This window comes from Amycolatopsis orientalis, assembly GCF_000943515.2.
Classification (GTDB): Bacteria; Actinomycetota; Actinomycetes; order Mycobacteriales; family Pseudonocardiaceae; genus Amycolatopsis; species Amycolatopsis orientalis.
Genome location: NZ_CP016174.1, coordinates 9,187,044 through 9,203,476 on the forward strand (window position 1 = coordinate 9,187,044; position 16,433 = coordinate 9,203,476).

Annotated in this window: 11 protein-coding genes; 10 read left to right on the forward strand and 1 reads right to left on the reverse strand. The window is 69.7% G+C overall.

Annotated features, from left to right (window positions below; all coding sequences use genetic code 11):
- Window positions 1–60 precede the first annotated feature (60 nt).
- From SD37_RS40400 to SD37_RS40410, 3 genes are all read left to right on the forward strand, one after another.
- A complete protein-coding gene (locus tag SD37_RS40400) occupies window positions 61–534 on the forward strand; it encodes an Lrp/AsnC family transcriptional regulator (RefSeq protein ID WP_037315228.1) in 474 nt (157 codons plus the stop codon).
- Window positions 535–595: 61 nt separating this feature from the next.
- A complete protein-coding gene (locus SD37_RS40405) occupies window positions 596–1,789 on the forward strand; it encodes an MFS transporter (RefSeq protein WP_044849716.1) in 1,194 nt (397 codons plus the stop codon).
- A 156-nt stretch (window positions 1,790–1,945) separates the two neighbouring features.
- Window positions 1,946–2,350, forward strand: coding sequence for an SsgA family sporulation/cell division regulator (locus tag SD37_RS40410; protein ID WP_037316505.1), 405 nt, complete (start codon window positions 1,946–1,948; stop codon window positions 2,348–2,350).
- A gap of 115 nt (window positions 2,351–2,465) precedes the next feature.
- Here SD37_RS40410 and SD37_RS40415 read toward each other — a convergent pair whose 3' ends face one another.
- On the reverse strand, window positions 2,466–3,560 hold the full coding sequence (locus SD37_RS40415) for a S1 family peptidase (protein ID WP_044849715.1): 1,095 nt from the start codon (window positions 3,558–3,560) through the stop codon (window positions 2,466–2,468).
- 472 nt (window positions 3,561–4,032) lie between these two features.
- Between SD37_RS40415 and SD37_RS40420 the strand changes: the two genes are divergently transcribed.
- The 7 genes from SD37_RS40420 to SD37_RS40450 all read left to right on the forward strand — a co-directional run bounded on the left by SD37_RS40420 (window position 4,033) and on the right by SD37_RS40450 (window position 16,415).
- On the forward strand, window positions 4,033–6,945 hold the full coding sequence (locus SD37_RS40420; RefSeq protein ID WP_044849788.1) for an ATP-binding protein: 2,913 nt from the start codon (window positions 4,033–4,035) through the stop codon (window positions 6,943–6,945).
- A gap of 281 nt (window positions 6,946–7,226) precedes the next feature.
- Window positions 7,227–8,081, forward strand: coding sequence for an ESX secretion-associated protein EspG (locus tag SD37_RS40425; protein ID WP_044849714.1), 855 nt, complete (start codon window positions 7,227–7,229; stop codon window positions 8,079–8,081).
- A 74-nt stretch (window positions 8,082–8,155) separates the two neighbouring features.
- A complete protein-coding gene (locus tag SD37_RS40430) occupies window positions 8,156–8,542 on the forward strand; it encodes a hypothetical protein (protein ID WP_418189837.1) in 387 nt (128 codons plus the stop codon).
- Window positions 8,543–8,554: 12 nt separating this feature from the next.
- Window positions 8,555–10,561: a hypothetical protein gene (locus SD37_RS43360; RefSeq protein WP_044849713.1), complete on the forward strand. Its 2,007-nt coding sequence runs from the start codon at window positions 8,555–8,557 to the stop codon at window positions 10,559–10,561.
- Window positions 10,558–10,887 (forward strand): type VII secretion target, encoded by a 330-nt coding sequence (locus SD37_RS40440; protein ID WP_044849712.1) that lies wholly within the window; start codon window positions 10,558–10,560, stop codon window positions 10,885–10,887. The genes SD37_RS43360 and SD37_RS40440 overlap by 4 nt, the downstream gene beginning before the upstream one ends.
- The gene (locus SD37_RS40445; RefSeq protein ID WP_044849711.1) at window positions 10,884–11,408 is read left to right on the forward strand and encodes a YbaB/EbfC family nucleoid-associated protein; all 525 of its coding nucleotides are present in this window, start codon (window positions 10,884–10,886) and stop codon (window positions 11,406–11,408) included. The genes SD37_RS40440 and SD37_RS40445 overlap by 4 nt, the downstream gene beginning before the upstream one ends.
- A 33-nt stretch (window positions 11,409–11,441) precedes the next feature.
- A complete protein-coding gene (locus SD37_RS40450; RefSeq protein WP_044849710.1) occupies window positions 11,442–16,415 on the forward strand; it encodes an RHS repeat-associated core domain-containing protein in 4,974 nt (1,657 codons plus the stop codon).
- Window positions 16,416–16,433 lie beyond the last annotated feature (18 nt).

Sequence of the window (16,433 nt, forward strand, 5' to 3'; positions counted from 1 at the left end):
CCGCGTGGCGCGCGGCCGCGGATCGGGCGCCCGGGAGAGTCGTCCGGTTAGCCTGATCCGGTGCACACACCCGACCTCGACCGCCTAGACGTGGCCATCCTCTCCTGTCTGCAGGCCGACGCCCGCACGATCGCCGAGTCCATCGGCGCGAAGGTGGGCCTGTCCGCGGCCGCCGTGCAGCGCCGGATCAAGCGGTTGCGCGAGACCGGGGTGATCGAACGCGAGGTGGCGGTGCTGTCGCCGCAGGCGCTCGGGCTGACGATGACCTTCGTGGTGATGGTCGAGATGGAACGGGAGAGCCTCGCGGTACTCGACGGGTTCCGGCGGCAGGTGCTCGCGGACGACAACGTCCAGCAGTGTTACTACGTGACCGGCAACGCGGACTTCGTGCTCGTGGTGACCTGCCGGGACATGGCCGGGTTCGAGGCCTTCACCCGGCGGATGTTCTTCGACAACCCGAACGTGCGGCACTTCACGACGTCGGTGGCGATGGACCGGGTCAAGACCGGCCTGACGCTGCCGCTGGAGCCTTGACCGGGAGTCGATCTTCGCTATTCTGGCCTGCTGCCTTCTGGGGGAAGGACCTACAGCAGCCATGCAGAGACCACTCCGCCTCTTTCTCACCGCCACCCTCATCGACGCGCTCGGAAGCGGGATCTGGCTCCCGTTCGGGCTGCTCTTCCTCGTCCACGGTCAGGGCTTCGGCCTGATCGAAGCCGGCGCGGCGCTCAGCACGGGCGGCCTGCTCGCGCTGGCGACCGGGCCGCTGACGGGCGCCGCGATGGACCGGTTCGGCCCGCGCGCGCTCTTGATCGCGGGAAACCTGCTCCGGCTGGCCGCCTTCTGCTGCTACCCGCTGTTGACGTCGGCCTGGCAGGTGGTCGCCGTCACCCTGGTGGTCGGCGTCGGCGACCGGCTGTTCTGGACCTGCAACGCCCCGATGGTCGCCGCGCTCACCACCGGCCGCGACGCCGAACGTGTCCTCGGCACCCAGACGGTCGGGCGGTTCGCCGGGGCGGATGTCGGCGCGGCGGCGAGCGCGGTGCTGCCGGAGGTCACCAGCCCGGTGGCGTTCCACCTCATCGCCTACGCCAACGCCGCCACCTTCGCGGTGGCCGCGGCGCTCATCTGGTTCCTGCCTCCCGCGGCCGGTGTGTCCGAAAAGGACGTCACGGCGGGCTGGGGCGCCGTCTTCGCCGACCGGCCCTACGTCGGGTTCTGCCTGACACAGACGGCTTTCACCCTGGCGAGTGCGAGCAAGTTCGCGATCCTGCCGATCCTCGTCCGCGATTTCCTGCACGGTCCACAGTGGATCGCCGGAACCGCGATCACGATCGGGACGGTCACCGTGGTCTTCGGCCAGCACCTCGTGGTCCGCGTGCTCGCGAGGTACTCCAGGGCGAGCGGGCTCATCACCGCCGCGGTGGTCTTCGCGGGCTCGTTCGCACTGCTCGTCCCGGTCACTTCTGTCTCTTTGCAAGTTGCGATCGGCCTGATCCTCTTCACGAGCGTGACCTTCTCCCTAGCCGAAGCGATGTTCGCGCCGCTGTCCACGGCGGTGGCCGCGGAAGCCGCGCCGCGGGGGGCCGAGGGCCGGGCCAGCGCGCTGTTCCAGTTGTCGTGGGGCCTGCCGATGGCGCTGGCCCCCGCCGTCCTCGGAATCCTGCTCTCGGTGAGCGGGGCCTTGCTGTGGACGGTGCTCACCGCGACCTCCCTGCTCGCGGTTCCCGCCGTGCTCCGCCTGAAGAAGCCGCTGCTCGACAAGCCGTCACAACGCGTATCGGCCTGAGCGCAAGGGGTCTGTGCCCGGCGTTACACCACTATGGACATATGCAGCCGATAGCGTGAACGTGGCCATACCCGCGTCATCCGGCGTCAGCCCGGGCATCTCCTTGCCGAGACGAAAAGTTCGCGCCGCGCGAACCACGAGCACTTAGGAGTGGCCGTGCACACCGACGCCGTTCACCAGAGCCAGTTCGTCCTGCTGAACAACAGCAGCACGCCCGTTCTCTCCCGCCTGTCCTTCCACGTCGACGAGCCCTACGCCGTCACCGTGTCGTTCCGGACCGAGCGCGGCCGGTGGGTCGAGTGGACCTTCGCGCGTGAGCTGCTCGCCGCCGGTCTCACCGACCCGGCCGGACTCGGCGACGTCCGCGTTCGCCCCGACCTCTCCGAGGACGAGGCGATGCTGACGCTGGAAATCGAGTCACCCGACGGCTATGCGTCGTTCGAACTCGAGCGCGAGGACGTCGAGTCCTTCCTCGAGTCCACGTACGACCTGGTCCCGCTCGGTTCCGAGAGCGAGTACTTCGACATCGAGGCGCTGATCGAAGAGATCAGCAACGTGTAGGGATCCGGACCACCGCTCCCGCGGTAGCACGAAGACAAAGGGCGGCCCGAGTGCGCTGGAGGCACTCGGCCCGCCCTTCGTCCTATTCGTGGTACTCGGCGAACCGGGGGTGGAGTCAGCCGAGTACCAGGGAGGTCCCGGTCGCGGACAACGCCGGCCGGACCGGGAAGAAGTACGTCACCGTGCTGTTACCGCCGGACAGCATGCCCTGGGCCTGGTTGCCCGCGATGAACGAACCGCCCGAGTCGCCCGCCTGCGAGCGCACGTTGGTGGCGGTCATGCCGTAGACCGTGCCTTCGGCGTAACGGACGGTCTGGTTCTTGGCGCCGACGGTGCCGCAGGTCCAGCCGGTGGTCGAACCCGACTTGCAGATCGAGGCGCCGGTCGAGGCCTCGCTCGAACCGCTCACCCGGGTGCCGTTGTTGATGATGCCGCGCGGCACCCAGTTGCTGTTGACCCGGACGTGGCCGTAGTCGTTGCCGGGGAAGCTGGCGCGGGCGAACGAGCCCATCGCGACCCGGTTGGAGCCGGTCACCGTGCCCGGCCCGCAGTGCCCGGCGGTGAGGAAGCCGCCGTTGACCGAGAAGCCGATCGAGCAGCGCGAAGAGTTGTTGATGTAGTAGGCGTCACCGCCGCGGACGTCGTACTTCAGGGTCGGTACCGCGGCGGTTTCGACCACCGCGACGGCGGACTTGTCGACGCCGGTCTTCTCCAGGAACGAGTCGACGGTTCCGCTCTTGCCCGGCAGGACGTTCAGCGTCACGCGGTTGGTCTTGGTGTCCACACCCCAGCCGGTGATCGCGCCGTCCGCCGCGCGCTCGCCCGCGTTCAGTTTGTCCACAGTGGAATCGAGCTGGGCGGCCGAGAACCGCACGAGTTCCGCTTCCGCGCCGCTGGCGACGACCTGGCCCAGTTTCGCCGCGTCCGTGACGCCGACGCGGAGCTTGCCGGTGGCCTCGTTGTAGCTCGCGCCGCCGAAGCTGCCGGCGAGCGCGGAGGCGAGTGACTGTTCGAGCGTGCCGGCGGCGGTCTCGCTCTGGATCCGGGCGAGCGCCTGGCCCGCGGTCAGGCCGAGGTCCCGTTGCAGGGCGGGAACCATCTCGGCGTTCAGCAGGGTGTCCGAGGACGCCGCCGCGGGGGTACCCGTGACGAGCGCGCCGGTGGCCAGTGCTGCCGTCGCGGCCACACCGAGGAGCTTCGTGATCTTCATGCTTCTCCCTCGTCATCACGCACGGCTCCGGTTCGCCATGCGATTGCCCTCCCCTGACGGGTGAGAGTTCTGGAACCGGACACCGTCCGCAATCCGGGTCGGCGCGGGATAGGTATACGCATTCTTCGGGGGCCGAATCCCCTGCTCCACGGGCGCTCACGGAGAGCTGGCACCCGTACGGACACGTCCGTAAGTAGGGTTTCCTGTGAATACCTTGCGTAGTCGTTTCGCCCCCCTGAACGTGGGATGAACCGCCGGATCGGGTCGCTCGCCGATGTTTCGGGTGTCCAGTGATTTTCCAACCGACGATCCATCAGCCAACCGGTGACGGTGCGTTCGCGGACGGCCTAACGGGGTGCCCGTGCTGTCCGGGTTGAGAGGTTTACGACCAGGTAGGCAGTGCTTAGGCTCCGCAGGACAACGCACAAGATCGTGTCGGGCTCAGCGGGAACTCCCAACCGAGGAGCGCATGATGTGGCTTGCCACCCCCCGCCCGACCTCGGTTTCGGTCCGCGCCGGATCGACGGCACTCGTGGGCCGCGACGCCGAGGTCTCGGCGATCGTGAAGATCCTGCTGCGCCGTCCCGCCGCCGTGCTGATCGAAGGCGAACCCGGGATGGGCCGCAGCAGGCTGCTCGAAGAGCTGGCCGGACGCCGTGAGTTCGCGGCGGGCCGGGTGCTCACGGGTGCCTGCCAGCCGATGCGCGAACCGTTCCCGTTCGGACCGGTGCTCGAAGCGCTGCGGTCGGCGGGCGACCGGCCGCTCGGCCCGCTCAGCCCGGTCGCCGGGGTACTGAGACCCTTGCTGCCCGAACTCGCGGAAAGCCTTCCACCCCAACCGGAACCCCTCGCCGACCCGTGCGCCGAACGGCACCGCCAGTTCCGCGCCGTCCGGGAACTCCTGATCGCCTGCGGGCCCGCGCTCGTCCTGATCGACGACCTCCAGTGGGCCGATGAGGGCACCCGTGACCTGATGCGCTTCCTCGCCGCGACCATGCCCGCGGAACTGGCCGTCGTCGCGGCCTACCGCACCGGTTCGCCGTCGAGGCAAGGCGGCGCGGGCATCCCGTTCCGCACCCCGCCGAACGTCCAGACCGCCCGCGTGACACTGGGCCCGCTCGACGTCGAGGCCGTCGGGAAGCTGGCGGAGGAACTGCTGGACCTGCCACGGGTTTCCGCGCCGTTCACCGCGAAACTCCACGAAAGCACCGCCGGGATCCCGTTCGTGGTCGAGGAGACCCTGCGGGCGCTGCGCGACGCCGCCGGGCGGCTGCCCATCGGCGAGGTGCTCTCCGACCGTCTCCTGGAAAGCCTCGAAGTCCCGATCTCCCTGCGCGAGGCCATCACCGAACGGCTCGAAGCACTGCCCGATCCCGCGGTCCGGCTGGCCCGCGCGGCGGCGGTGCTCGCCGTTCCGTCCGAACCCTCGGTGATCGGCGAACTCGCCTGCCTCACCGGCGACGCGCTCCGCTCCGCGCTTCTGTCCACTTTGGATGGCGGAGTGCTCGGCGAACTCGGGGGCGACCGTTACGGCTTCCGGCATCCCTTGGCCCGCAAGGCCGTCTACGACACGATCAGCGGTCCGGAGCGGACCCTGCTGCATTCCCGGGCCATCCAGGTGCTCGCCTGCCAGCCGGTCCCACCGCTGACCCTGCTGGCGAACCACTCCCGCGCGGCCGGACGGATCGAACAGTGGCGCCATTACGCCGAAGCGGCCGCCGACGAGGCCATCGCCCGCGGTGACACCTCACGCGCGATCGACCTGCTCCAGTCCGTTCTCGCCGAGGCGGGCCTGGACGAGGACGCCATCGCCCGCCTGGCCACGAAACTCAGTCAGGTCGCGCTGCGCGGGTTCCGCCCGGACGTCATCGAGACACTGGAGCGGATCCTCGAAGACCTGACCGACCTGCGCCCGAGCGTGCGCGGGACGATCCGGCTCAGCCTCGGGATGCTGCTGGTCCGGACGATCGGTCGGCTCGGCCGCGGCCGGGTCGAGGTGGAGAAGGCCATCGCCGAACTGGTCGACGAGCCGGAACTGGCCGCGCGCGGGATCAACCTGCTCGCCCAGCCGATCGACGGGCTGACCCCGCTGTCCTGGCACGAGGTCTGGATGGAGCGTGCCCGCGAGGTCTTCGACCGGCTCGAAGACCCGGAACTGCGGCTGGCGCTCATCGGCGACCGGATCGCGACCCGGGCGCATATCGGCGACGGCTCGGCGTGGGCCGAGTTCCGGGAACTGCCCGATCAGGGCACCGGCGTCGCCGAACGCGTCCAGCTCGCCCGGCTGTGGTGCAATCTCGCCGACGCGCAATCCTGGGCCGGGCATCTGACCAGGGCGGAAAAGCTGGTCACGGAAGGGATCCGCCGCGCGACCGACGCCGGCGCCCTCTACGCCGCCGGGCTCGCGCAGGGCACCAAGGTCCGGCTGGACTGGGTGCGCGGTGACTGGTCAGGGCTCGCGGAGACCACCGAGCAGCTTCGCGACGCCTATCCGGACCTCGGGCCGATCGTCATGGAATCGTCGCTCGTACTCGGCGGGCTGGCCGCCGTTCGCGGGGAATTCGCCGCCGCGCAACGACATCTGGCCGCGGCGAGTGTGCACGCCCCGGAACACGGGCCCATCCCCGTCGTCCTTTCCGCGGCCGGGATCCTGATCCGGGTGCTCCTCGCGACGGACGACGTCGAGGGGGCGTGCGCGACGGCCGACAACGCCGTCGCGGCGGCCCGGCGCAAGGGTGTCTGGGTGTGGGCGGCGGGCCTGGTCCCCGCCGCGGCCGAGGCCTACACGCGGGCCGGGCGCTGGTCGGAGGCGGACGCCGTGGTCGAGGAATTCGCCCGCGGCATCGAGGGCAAGGACTCACCGGTCTCCGGGGTCGCGCTGCTCGCCGGGCAGGCGATCCTGCTCGACGCGCGCGGCAAACACCCCGCCGCCGCAACGGTTTTCGACGAGGCCGCGGCGGGCTACGAGGCGCTGCCGATGCCGTATCAGGCCATCGGTGCCCGGGAGCGGGCGGCGCTGTGCCGCCTCACCGCGGGCGACCGCAAGGCGATCGAGGACCTTGCGGCGGCCGCGGAGGCCTACGAGCGGCTCGGCGCGACCCGGGACGCCGGGCGATGCCGCCACCAGCTGCGGGAACACGGCGCGTGGGCGCCCTCGCAGCGTGGGCGGCGCGGCTACGGTCAGGAGCTTTCGCCCCGGGAACTGGAGGTGGCGAGGATGCTCTCCGACGGACGCACGAACCGGGAGATAGCCGACGGGCTGTTCCTCTCCCCGCGCACCGTCGAACAACACGTCGCGAAGGTGCTGCGAAAACTCGGCGCGCGTTCGCGGACGGATGTGGCCCGCCGGATGTCGACGTACGCTCCCGCCGCGAGCGCTCGGTAGGCGATCGGGCCCCGGTTCTGCCAACGTCGGGTCTCGTGAGTGGTAATAACGGTTAGAACCGTCATTACCACTCACGAGACGTGACCATTTTTCCTTTAGGGGCAGGAAAATTGCCCGATCGGGCACTGTGATCCATTCCATCGGCTTCACCGGTGTTCGTGTGGTTCCGTACAGTCATACGCTGTGCTAGTTTGTTTTCGCCATTAACAAAGTCGGCGCTCTTCATGCAGGTCAGCCGATCGGGACGGGGTCGCACCCCCGCGAGGGAGTAGCGCAGAAGCATGGCCGAACGAGCCGATTTCGCGCTGGGGACGGTCGAGGCGACGGTGGTCGGGCAGGCGCTGGGCGTCGATGTCCGGTTGTTTCCCTTGCGCGTTCGCAACACTTCGATCGACCCGGAGCGGTACACCGCGGTCATCCAGAAGGTCTACACCGATCTCGAACAGCGCCGCCTGTCGATCAACGGCGAGCTGAACCCCGCCATCCGCACCGCGTTCGCGCTGCTCGCGAACCATCGGATCACCGTTTCGGTCAACGGCATCGACGGCCTCGGCCAGGACATCGCGGTCCTCACCATCACCGACGGCGCGCAGGCGCTCGGCATCACCCAGGCACACGGGGACGACCTCCTGCAGTTCGCGCTTTTCGCGGACGAGGAACTGGTCGAGGTGCTCGCCGGTGTCCTGCCGCGGATGCCCGCCGCGTCGACCGGGCGCCGCACCCTCGTGCAGAAGGAGGAGCGCGCCGTCTCCGCGATGACCGCCCGCCGTCAGGCCGAGGCGGAATTCGACGAGGAGGAGACCGACGCGTTCGGCAACCTCCAGTTCACCGGCGTCGTCCGGGCGCGGCCGGAGCCGTCGGAACGGTCGCGCGGCGAGGAAAGCGACGTGGCGGTCCTGGAGCGGGTGCTGTCCGGGAAACGTCTCGGCGGCGGGCACATCATCGTGAGCGGGATCGGCCGCCGCGGCGAACGGCTCCGGTCGACGCCGCTGAGCTGGCTCGACACCGAAGACGGCCGGTACCTGGTCTGGACCGAGACCGACGAGACCTCCGGCGCGGTGATCGGGCATTACGACCCGGCCAGCCGGTCCGGGGTGGCGAACGCCATCCGGGACGCCATCGCGGACATCTACTGACCTGCTGAATCCGGCGAGAGGATCCACTGGTGACCGAGGAAGCACAACCGGTCCAAGCGAAGCTGGCCGACGCCATGCCGATGAAGGCGGCGACCCGGATCGGGCTGGAAGGCACGCGGCTGCGGCAAATGGCGAAGCAGGGCAGCTTCGCCGTCGACGAGAGCACCGGCGAGGAGATGATCCGCTCGCTCCAGGGCGTGATCGACAGCCTCGAAGAACGCTGGAGCGCGCTGACCAAGCTGCAGCAGTCGCCGCCGATGAGCAACACCGCCACCGCGCGCTGGGTGTCCGGGCATATGCAGGGCACCGCGACCGACGCCCAGGGCCTGCTCACCCAGCTGCAGGCGGCCCGTGCCGAATTCCCCGCCTACGTCGAGGCGATCGAACTCGCCAAGCGGAACTACCGGGAGCGGGACGAAGAGAACCAGCGCACTTTGAAGCGGATCGACACTGAGATCTAAGAGGAGAGACCCGTGACCGACTCCACGGAAAAGACCACGAAGGTCTCCGATCCCGCCTCCAAGGAGTACGACCCGGACAGCCCGTTCTACGACGTCACGGCCGACTCGTCGTCCCCGTACTACGTCGGGCCACTGGCCGACAAGGCCGCGTCCGGCGACGAGATCCGGGCCGGGGCCGCGGCGGGGACCGATCTTCTGTTCAACCTCCTCGGCTGGGGCGATACCGCGCTCAACGGCTTCAAGGACAAGTTCACCCAGCAGATGTACGAGAAGCAGCTGGAGAACGCGCGGCAGGGGCTCGACAAGGACCTCGAGATCCGCAACCCCGGCCAGCCGCCGTCCACGGTCTGGGGTAACGCCACCCACGAGCAGATGCAGGCCGCGATCGCGGACAACGCGGATTCGGCCGCAGTGGCCGAGACCTCCGAGGAATGGGTCCGGGTCGGCAACGACCTGGCGATGCACCAGCGCAACCTGGCGAAGGCGATCAACGCGAGCACGGCCAACTGGCAGGGCGAAGGCGGCGACGCGGCCCGTGAGCACCTCGCCGGTGTCGGCAAATGGCTCGGCTCGACCGCGAACGGCGCGACGCTGACCGGACGGCAGCAGCAGATCCATTCGCAGACCCTGAACGAGACGCAGAAGCAGATGGCGGCGAATCCGCCGGTGGCGTTCAGCGTGCAGGAGGCCAACGCCAACCTGCAGACGATCACCGACCCGCAGCAGTACATGTCGCAGCTCGGGAAGGACCTCGAAACCTTCAAGAAGCAGCAGGACGCGCGCGACCGCGCCGCCCAGGTGATGACCCATTTCGACAGCACGGTCGGCTCGGCGATCGCCACCCCGGCGTTCCCACCGCCGCCGAAGCTCCCGACGGCGCAGGCGACCAGGCAGCTGGCGGGTTCGCCCGCCGGCGGTGGCGCGGGCTCGCCCGACCACCTGCTGCGCAACCCCGACGCGCTCCAAAACCCCGACGGGACACAGCGGCCCAGCCCGTTCGACGTGGGATCGAACGGCGGCGGCTCGAACGGCGCGGGCCCGGACGGCATCGCCGCTTCGATGGACGGGACGCCGCAGGGCGGGTCCGGCGGGCCCGGCGGCGTGTCGCCGTTCAACTCGCCGAACGGTCCTTCCGGCGGCGGTCCCGGCGGCGGCATCCCGGGCAGCGGAATGCCCGGTGGCGGTGGTCCCGGTTCGCACCAGACCATGCCCGATATCAGCATCCCGGACGGTCCAGGCGGTGGTGAGAGCTACCGTCCCGCGGCGAACGCGGGACCCCACCTGCCGAACCTGCCCAAGATCGACGACGGGACGCACACCACGGGCTGGACCCCGCCGAGCCCCCAGTCGTACAACCCGCCTCCGGTGCAGATGCCGACCATCCCGGACGGCGGCCCGCGACCCGGCGGCGGCCTGCCGTACACCCCGCCGAACATCACGCCGCCGAACATCCCCATCCCGAACCGGCCCACCGGCGGACCGGGACCGGTCATGCCGAAGATCCCGCCGATCGGGAACACCGGGGGCTTCAGCGACAACATCGGCCGCAGGCTCGGTGGTCCGCCGCCGATCCCGGAGGGCGGCTCGTTCAAGGGCACCCCGTACAACCCGCCCAAGCTCGGCATGCCGAACCTCCCGGGCGGCGGCAGCGGTGGTGGCGGGATCGGTGGCGGTGGAATCGGCGGCGGCGGTACCGGTGCGGGTGGCGCTGGTGCCGGTGGCCTCGGTGGCGCCGGCCGTGCGACCGGCTCGCTCGGGATGGGCGGTGCCGCGGGGGCGATGGACGCCGAAGCGGCCGCGTCCCGGGCGGCGGGCTCCGGTTCCGGCAAGGCCGGCACCCCCGGTGCGATGGGCCCGATGGGCGGCGGCATGGCGCCCGGCGGCAAGGGACAGGGGCAAGAGGACAAGGAACACAAGGTCGCCGACTACGTCGAGTCCGACGACCCGTCCTTCTTCGCCGCCGATGAGATCGTGGCCCCGCCGGTGATCGGCGACTGGAAGAACAAGGACTGGAAGTGACGGCTTCGTTCGAGGTCGATCCCGACGACCTGACCGCGCACGCGAGCCATCTCGAAGGGCTCGTGGACCGGCTGAACACCGCGCACGGCGCCACGGGTTCGGCGATGTCGGCGGACGCGTACGGTCTGCTGTGCGCGTTCCTGCCGCCGATCGTCAACCCGACCGGCGAACGCGCGGCCGAGGCGATCAAGGCGGCCGCGGAAGGGATCCAGACGACGGCGGACAACGTCCGCACCGCCGCTAAGTCCTATGTGGACGGTGACACGGCCAACTCGGAACCGTTCGAGGCGGACTTCAAGGCATTGGACATCGGAGGAAAGCAGTGACCGGCGCGAACGGGCTCGGGGAGCTCATGCGGGACCCCGACGAGGCTCAGCGCAAGCTGGACCAATGGGCCGAGGGGCTGCAGAACAAGGCCGAGCGGTACGCGGCCGCCCAGGAGCGGACGGAGCAGCTTCGGCTGACCGCGTCCAGCCAGGACGGTGCCGTCAAGGTCACCGTCGGCGCGGACGGCGGCGTGACGGATCTCGAATTCGGCGGCAAGGCCAGGACGTACCCGCTGGAGGAACTGTCCCGGCAGATCCTCCAGACCATGCACCAGGCGCAGGCCGGGATCGCGAACCAGGTCGCCGAGGTCATGCAGGAAACCCTCGGCGACGAGGACCAGGAGACCCGGTCGCTGATGATCGGCACCCTGCGCAGCCGCTTCCCCGAGATCGAAGAGGAAGAGCCGCCGGCGAGCACTCCGCCGCCGTCATCGTCGTCCACCGACGCTCCGCCACCGCCGCACACTCCTCGCGAGAAGCGCCACGAAGCCCCCGAGGACGAGGGCAATTCGCCCTGGTGAGTCCGTCGTCCCTGAATCGCGAAGAAGGTCCTTGTGGGTAACCCGCTGGTCGCCGAGGTAAAAGACTCGACGAAGGCGTACACCGGCTCGTCACTGCTGGAGTCGGCGTTCGATCTGAAATCGGCCATCGAAAGCGGCGACTGGGCGTCGGTGGCGCTGGGCGCGGTCGGGACCGCGCTCGACGCGTTGTCGATGGCGATGGACCCCTTCGGCGCGATCCTCGCGAACGGCGTCGGCTGGCTGATGGAGCACGTCGGCCCGCTCAAGGAGGCGCTCGACGCGCTCACCGGCAACGCCGACGAGATCGCCGCGAACGCCGAGACCTGGAAGAACATCGCGACCGAACTCGGCGAGGTCGGCGCGGATCTGGCCGGGATGGTCTCCGCCGATCTGCAGAGCTGGACCGGTGTCGCGGCCGACTCGTACCGCGGCCGGGCCAAGGACACGGTCACGCTGCTGGACGCGGCGAAGGCGGGCTGTGAAGGCGCCTCCAGCGGGGTGAAGACGGCGGGCGAGGTGGTCGCCGCCGTGCGCGCGCTGGTGCGCGACATCATCGCCGAGCTGATCGGGCACATGATCAGCTGGGCGCTGCAGGTGCTGTTCACCCTCGGCATCGGGCTGACCTGGGTGGTCCCGCAGGTGGTCAACGCCGTGGCGAAGACCGCGAGCAAGATCGCGAACCTGACGAAGAAGACGGTCAAGGCCCTGCAGGCGCTGATGCCGCTGCTGAAGCGGGCGGACGACCTGTTCGCCGACGCCGCCAAGGCGCTGAAGAAACTGCAGCCGGGCAAGGGCGCGCCCTCGCCCAAGCCGAACAAGCTGGACGAAGGCACCACGCCTAAGGGCAGCCCCGAAGGTCCGAAGGGTGGCGGTGAGGGCACGACCCCGTCCGGTTCGCCGCCGCCGAAGCACGATCCGCCGCCGACGGCGAAGTCGGATCCACCGCCCCCGCCGAAGAACGAGACCACGGACGGGCCGACCACACCGTCGGGTTCGCCGCCCCCGCCGCCCAAGGATCGGGGCGGCCCGACGCCACCGCCGGACAAGCGGATCAAGGACGGGAACAAGGATCCGGGGGACGCCGTCCCGCCGAAGAACCGCAAAGACTGTGGCGACCCGATCGACGTCGCGACCGGTTCGATGATGCTGACCCAGGACGACGTCGTGTTCGCCGGGATCCTGCCGCTGACCTTGTCGCGGACCCACCTTTCGTCGTACCGGTTCGGCCGGTTCTTCGGCGCTTCGTGGGCGTCCACTGTGGACCAGCGGATCGAGGTCGAGGACGACGGGCTGCATCTCGCGCTCGCCGACGGTTCACTGCTGACCTATCCGGTCCCGGTCTCCGAAGCCCCGGTCTACCCGGCTTTCGGTCAGCGTCTCCCGTTGTCCAAAGTAGACGATGGTTACGTCGTGACCACTCCGGACGGTGTGCTGCTCTTCTCCGGAACCGGGGACACGCTTCCGCTGCGCGCGATCGCCGACGGCGACGGACACCGGATCTTCGTGCACTACGACGACAACGGCGTCCCCCGCGAGCTGGCGCACACCGCGGGATACCGCCTGCGCATCGAGTCGCAGGACGGCCTCATCACCGCGCTTCGGCTGCCCGGCGCGGAAACCGCGCTCCAGACCTACCGGTACGACGAACGCCGCCGTCTGGTCGAGATCACCGACGCGGCCGGGTTGCCCTTGCGGTTCGCCTACGACGCCGCGGGCCGCATCGTGCGCTGGGAGGACGTCAACGGCCGCTGGTACCGGTACGGCTTCGACTCCGAAGGCCGCGTCGTGCGCGCACAGGGCACGGACGGCGTCCTCGACGTCGACATCGAGTACGACCGGGAGAACCTGGTCACCTCGGTCACCAACTCGCTCGGGCACGTCACCCGCTACCAGCTCGACGAGCTGCACCGGGTCGTCGCGGAGACCGACCCGCTCGGCAACACCACCCGCTACGAACTCGACCGCTTCGGCAAGCTGCTCAGCCGCACCGACGCCTTGGGCCGCACGACACGCTGGGAAACCGACGACGAGGGCAACGTCGTCGCCGTGACCCAGCCGGACGGCGCCCGCGCACTCGCGGAGTACTCCGGGCTCAACCGGTGGACCAGCATGACCGGGCCGGACGGCGCGGTCTGGCGCCGCGAGTACGACGAGCGCGGGAAGCTCGTCCGCACCACGGATCCGACCGGCGCCACCACCACCTACGGCTACGACGTGGCGGGCAACGTCGCGGTGGTGACCGACGCGCTCGGCGGCGTCACGCTGATCGAGTCCAACGCGGCCGGGCTGCCGGTCGCTGTCACCGACCCGCTCGGCGGGGTCACGCGGTACACCTACGACGAGTTCGGGCAGACCACCTCGGTCACCGATCCGCTCGGCGGGGTCACCAGGACGAAGTGGGACGGCTTCGGCGAGATCGCCGAGCAGATCGACCCCGACGGCTCCGTATGGCGCTGGAACCGCACCACCGAGGGGTACCTGGACGAAGCCGTGGACGCCCGCGGGCTCACGGTGCGCACCGAGTACTCGCAGTTCGACCTGCCCACCGCCGAAATCGGCCCGGACGGCGATCGACTGTCCTATGTGTACGACACCGAGCTGCGGCTGGTGGCGGTCACCAACGAACACGGCCTTTCCTGGCGCTACGAATACGATCCCGCCGGGAATCTGATCAGCGAGACCGATTTCAACGGCCGCACCACCCGCTACGGTTACGACGCGGCCGGGCAGCTGGTGTTGCGCGCCAACGGTCTCGGCCAGACGGTCGCCATCGACCACGACGCGCTCGGCCGGGTCGTGGCCCGCCGGGCAGGCGACGACGTCGCCACGTTCACCTACGACGCGGCCGACCGGATGACCTCGGCGCGCAACGCGCATTCCGAAGTCGCCATCGCCTACGACGCGCTGGGCCGGGTCGTCGCGGAGTCGCTCAACGGCCGGGTCGTCCGCTCGGAGTACGACGCCATCGGCCGCCGCGTCGCGCGGCGCACCCCGTCGGGCTCCGAGTCGTTCTTCGCCTACGACGCCGCGAACCGCCCCGTCGCGCTGCGGACCGCCGGACGTACCGTGCGCTTCGAGTACGACGCCGCGGGCCGTGAAGTGCTGCGACGCCTCGACGGCACTCCGGTGGAACTGCGCCAGGGCTGGGACGCCGCCGACAGGCTGACCTCCCAGACCGTGTCCGGCGGGCGGGGAGTCGTCCAGCACCGCGAGTACGGCTACTTGCGGGACGGGCTCGTCTCGTCGATCTCGGACCTGCTGTCCGGACCGCGTTCGCTGAAGGTCGACCGCGCGGGCCGCGTCGTCGACATCCAGGGGCAGGGCTGGCGGGAAAGCTACGGCTACAACCTCGCCGGCGCGATCACGCAGGCGGGCTGGCCGGGCGCGGATCCCGCCGTCGGGCCGCGGCACTACCAGGGCACCCTGATGACCGGCGCCGGGCAGACGTCGTACCTGCACGACAGCGAAGGCCGCACGATCGCCCGCCGCAAAGCCGGCCGGGACTGGACCTACCAGTGGAACTCCGACGACCGGCTGACCGGCGTCGTCACCCCCGACGGCGAGCGGTGGCTCTACCACTACGACGCGCTCGGACGGCGGATCGCCAAACAGCATCTCGACACCCAGGGCCGGATCCTCGAACAGATCGACTTCACCTGGGACGGCGCGAACCTCGCGGAGGAGATCCGGGGCGGGACCGTCATCGCCTGGGACTGGGAGCCGGGCACGGACCGGCGGCCGATCACCCAGATCGAACGCACCGCCGGGCACGACGTCCGCTTCCACGCCATCGTGACCGATGTCGTCGGCTCGCCCAGCGAACTGCTCGACGAAGCGGGCAACGTCGCCTGGCATCTGCACACCTCGTTGTGGGGCAAGGTGCTTTCGCCGCCGGGGCAGGCGTACACGCCGTTGCGCTTCCCGGGCCAGTACCACGATCCGGAAACGGGACTGCACTACAACTTCAAGCGCTACTACGACCCGGACACCGGCCGGTACCTCTCGCACGACCCGCTCGGTCTCGAACCGGCGTCGGACTCGCTGGCCTACGTCGGCAACCCGACCGACATGATCGACCCGCTCGGCCTCGCCCCCACGAAGCCGCAGAAGGGCACTTGTGGCAAGGGCCGGGCCGGCGGCGGCAAGACGAAGTCCCCCGGCAACCGGGTCACCAAGCCGAAACCGGCGCCGGGGCCGAAGAAGCCGCGGCGTCCGCCGCAGAGCTACCTCGACGGCACGCACGGCGCGAAGACCCGTGAGCAGAACCGGCTCACGGCGAAATACGACAACGACCTCAAGAACGACGGCCGGGAGAAGGTCTCGGGCGACTCCCACGAGTCCGAGCACCCGATCCCCTACGAGGCGATCGGCCGCGGCAGTGGCGGCGCGCGGGGTGCGAGCCACGAGCAGAAGGACCTGGAAAACCACGCTTGGGCGTATCAGGAGGCCAAACCCGCGCACAAGTCGCACATCGGCACCGGCATGAAGGGCGACCAGGACCTGACGGAAGGTTCGAAGGACCCGAGCGCCTTCAAGAACAGCCAGGCTTATCGCGACTCGGAGCGCAACGCGCTGGAGGGCGGGGACCCGAACACGGCGATCCAGCTCAACCAGCTCGACTACGCCTTCCGTGACGGGTTCAAGAACACCAACAACACCCTCGACGGCAAGATCGCGGACGACTCGTATCACAAGATGATCGACGACGCGCACGCCAGCGGTAAGGGCCTCACCTACTCGACCGGGCCCGGTACGTCCACGACCACTCCGCCGCTGTCCAGCCACGACGTCAAGGAACTGCACATGGCCCGGGACACCATCCGGGACGGCGACTGGCCCGAGGAGATGAAGCGGCAGAACCGCGAGACCTACGAACAAGAAGTCGATCGGATCCACGAGGAGACGTACAAGAAGCCGACCAAGGAGGACTGGGAAAAGCTGGAAGCCGGCGGCTTCGGACCGCTCGACACCGGCAAGAAGGACCCCAACGCGATGGACGTCGACTGACCTCCCGCGTTAAGTCCT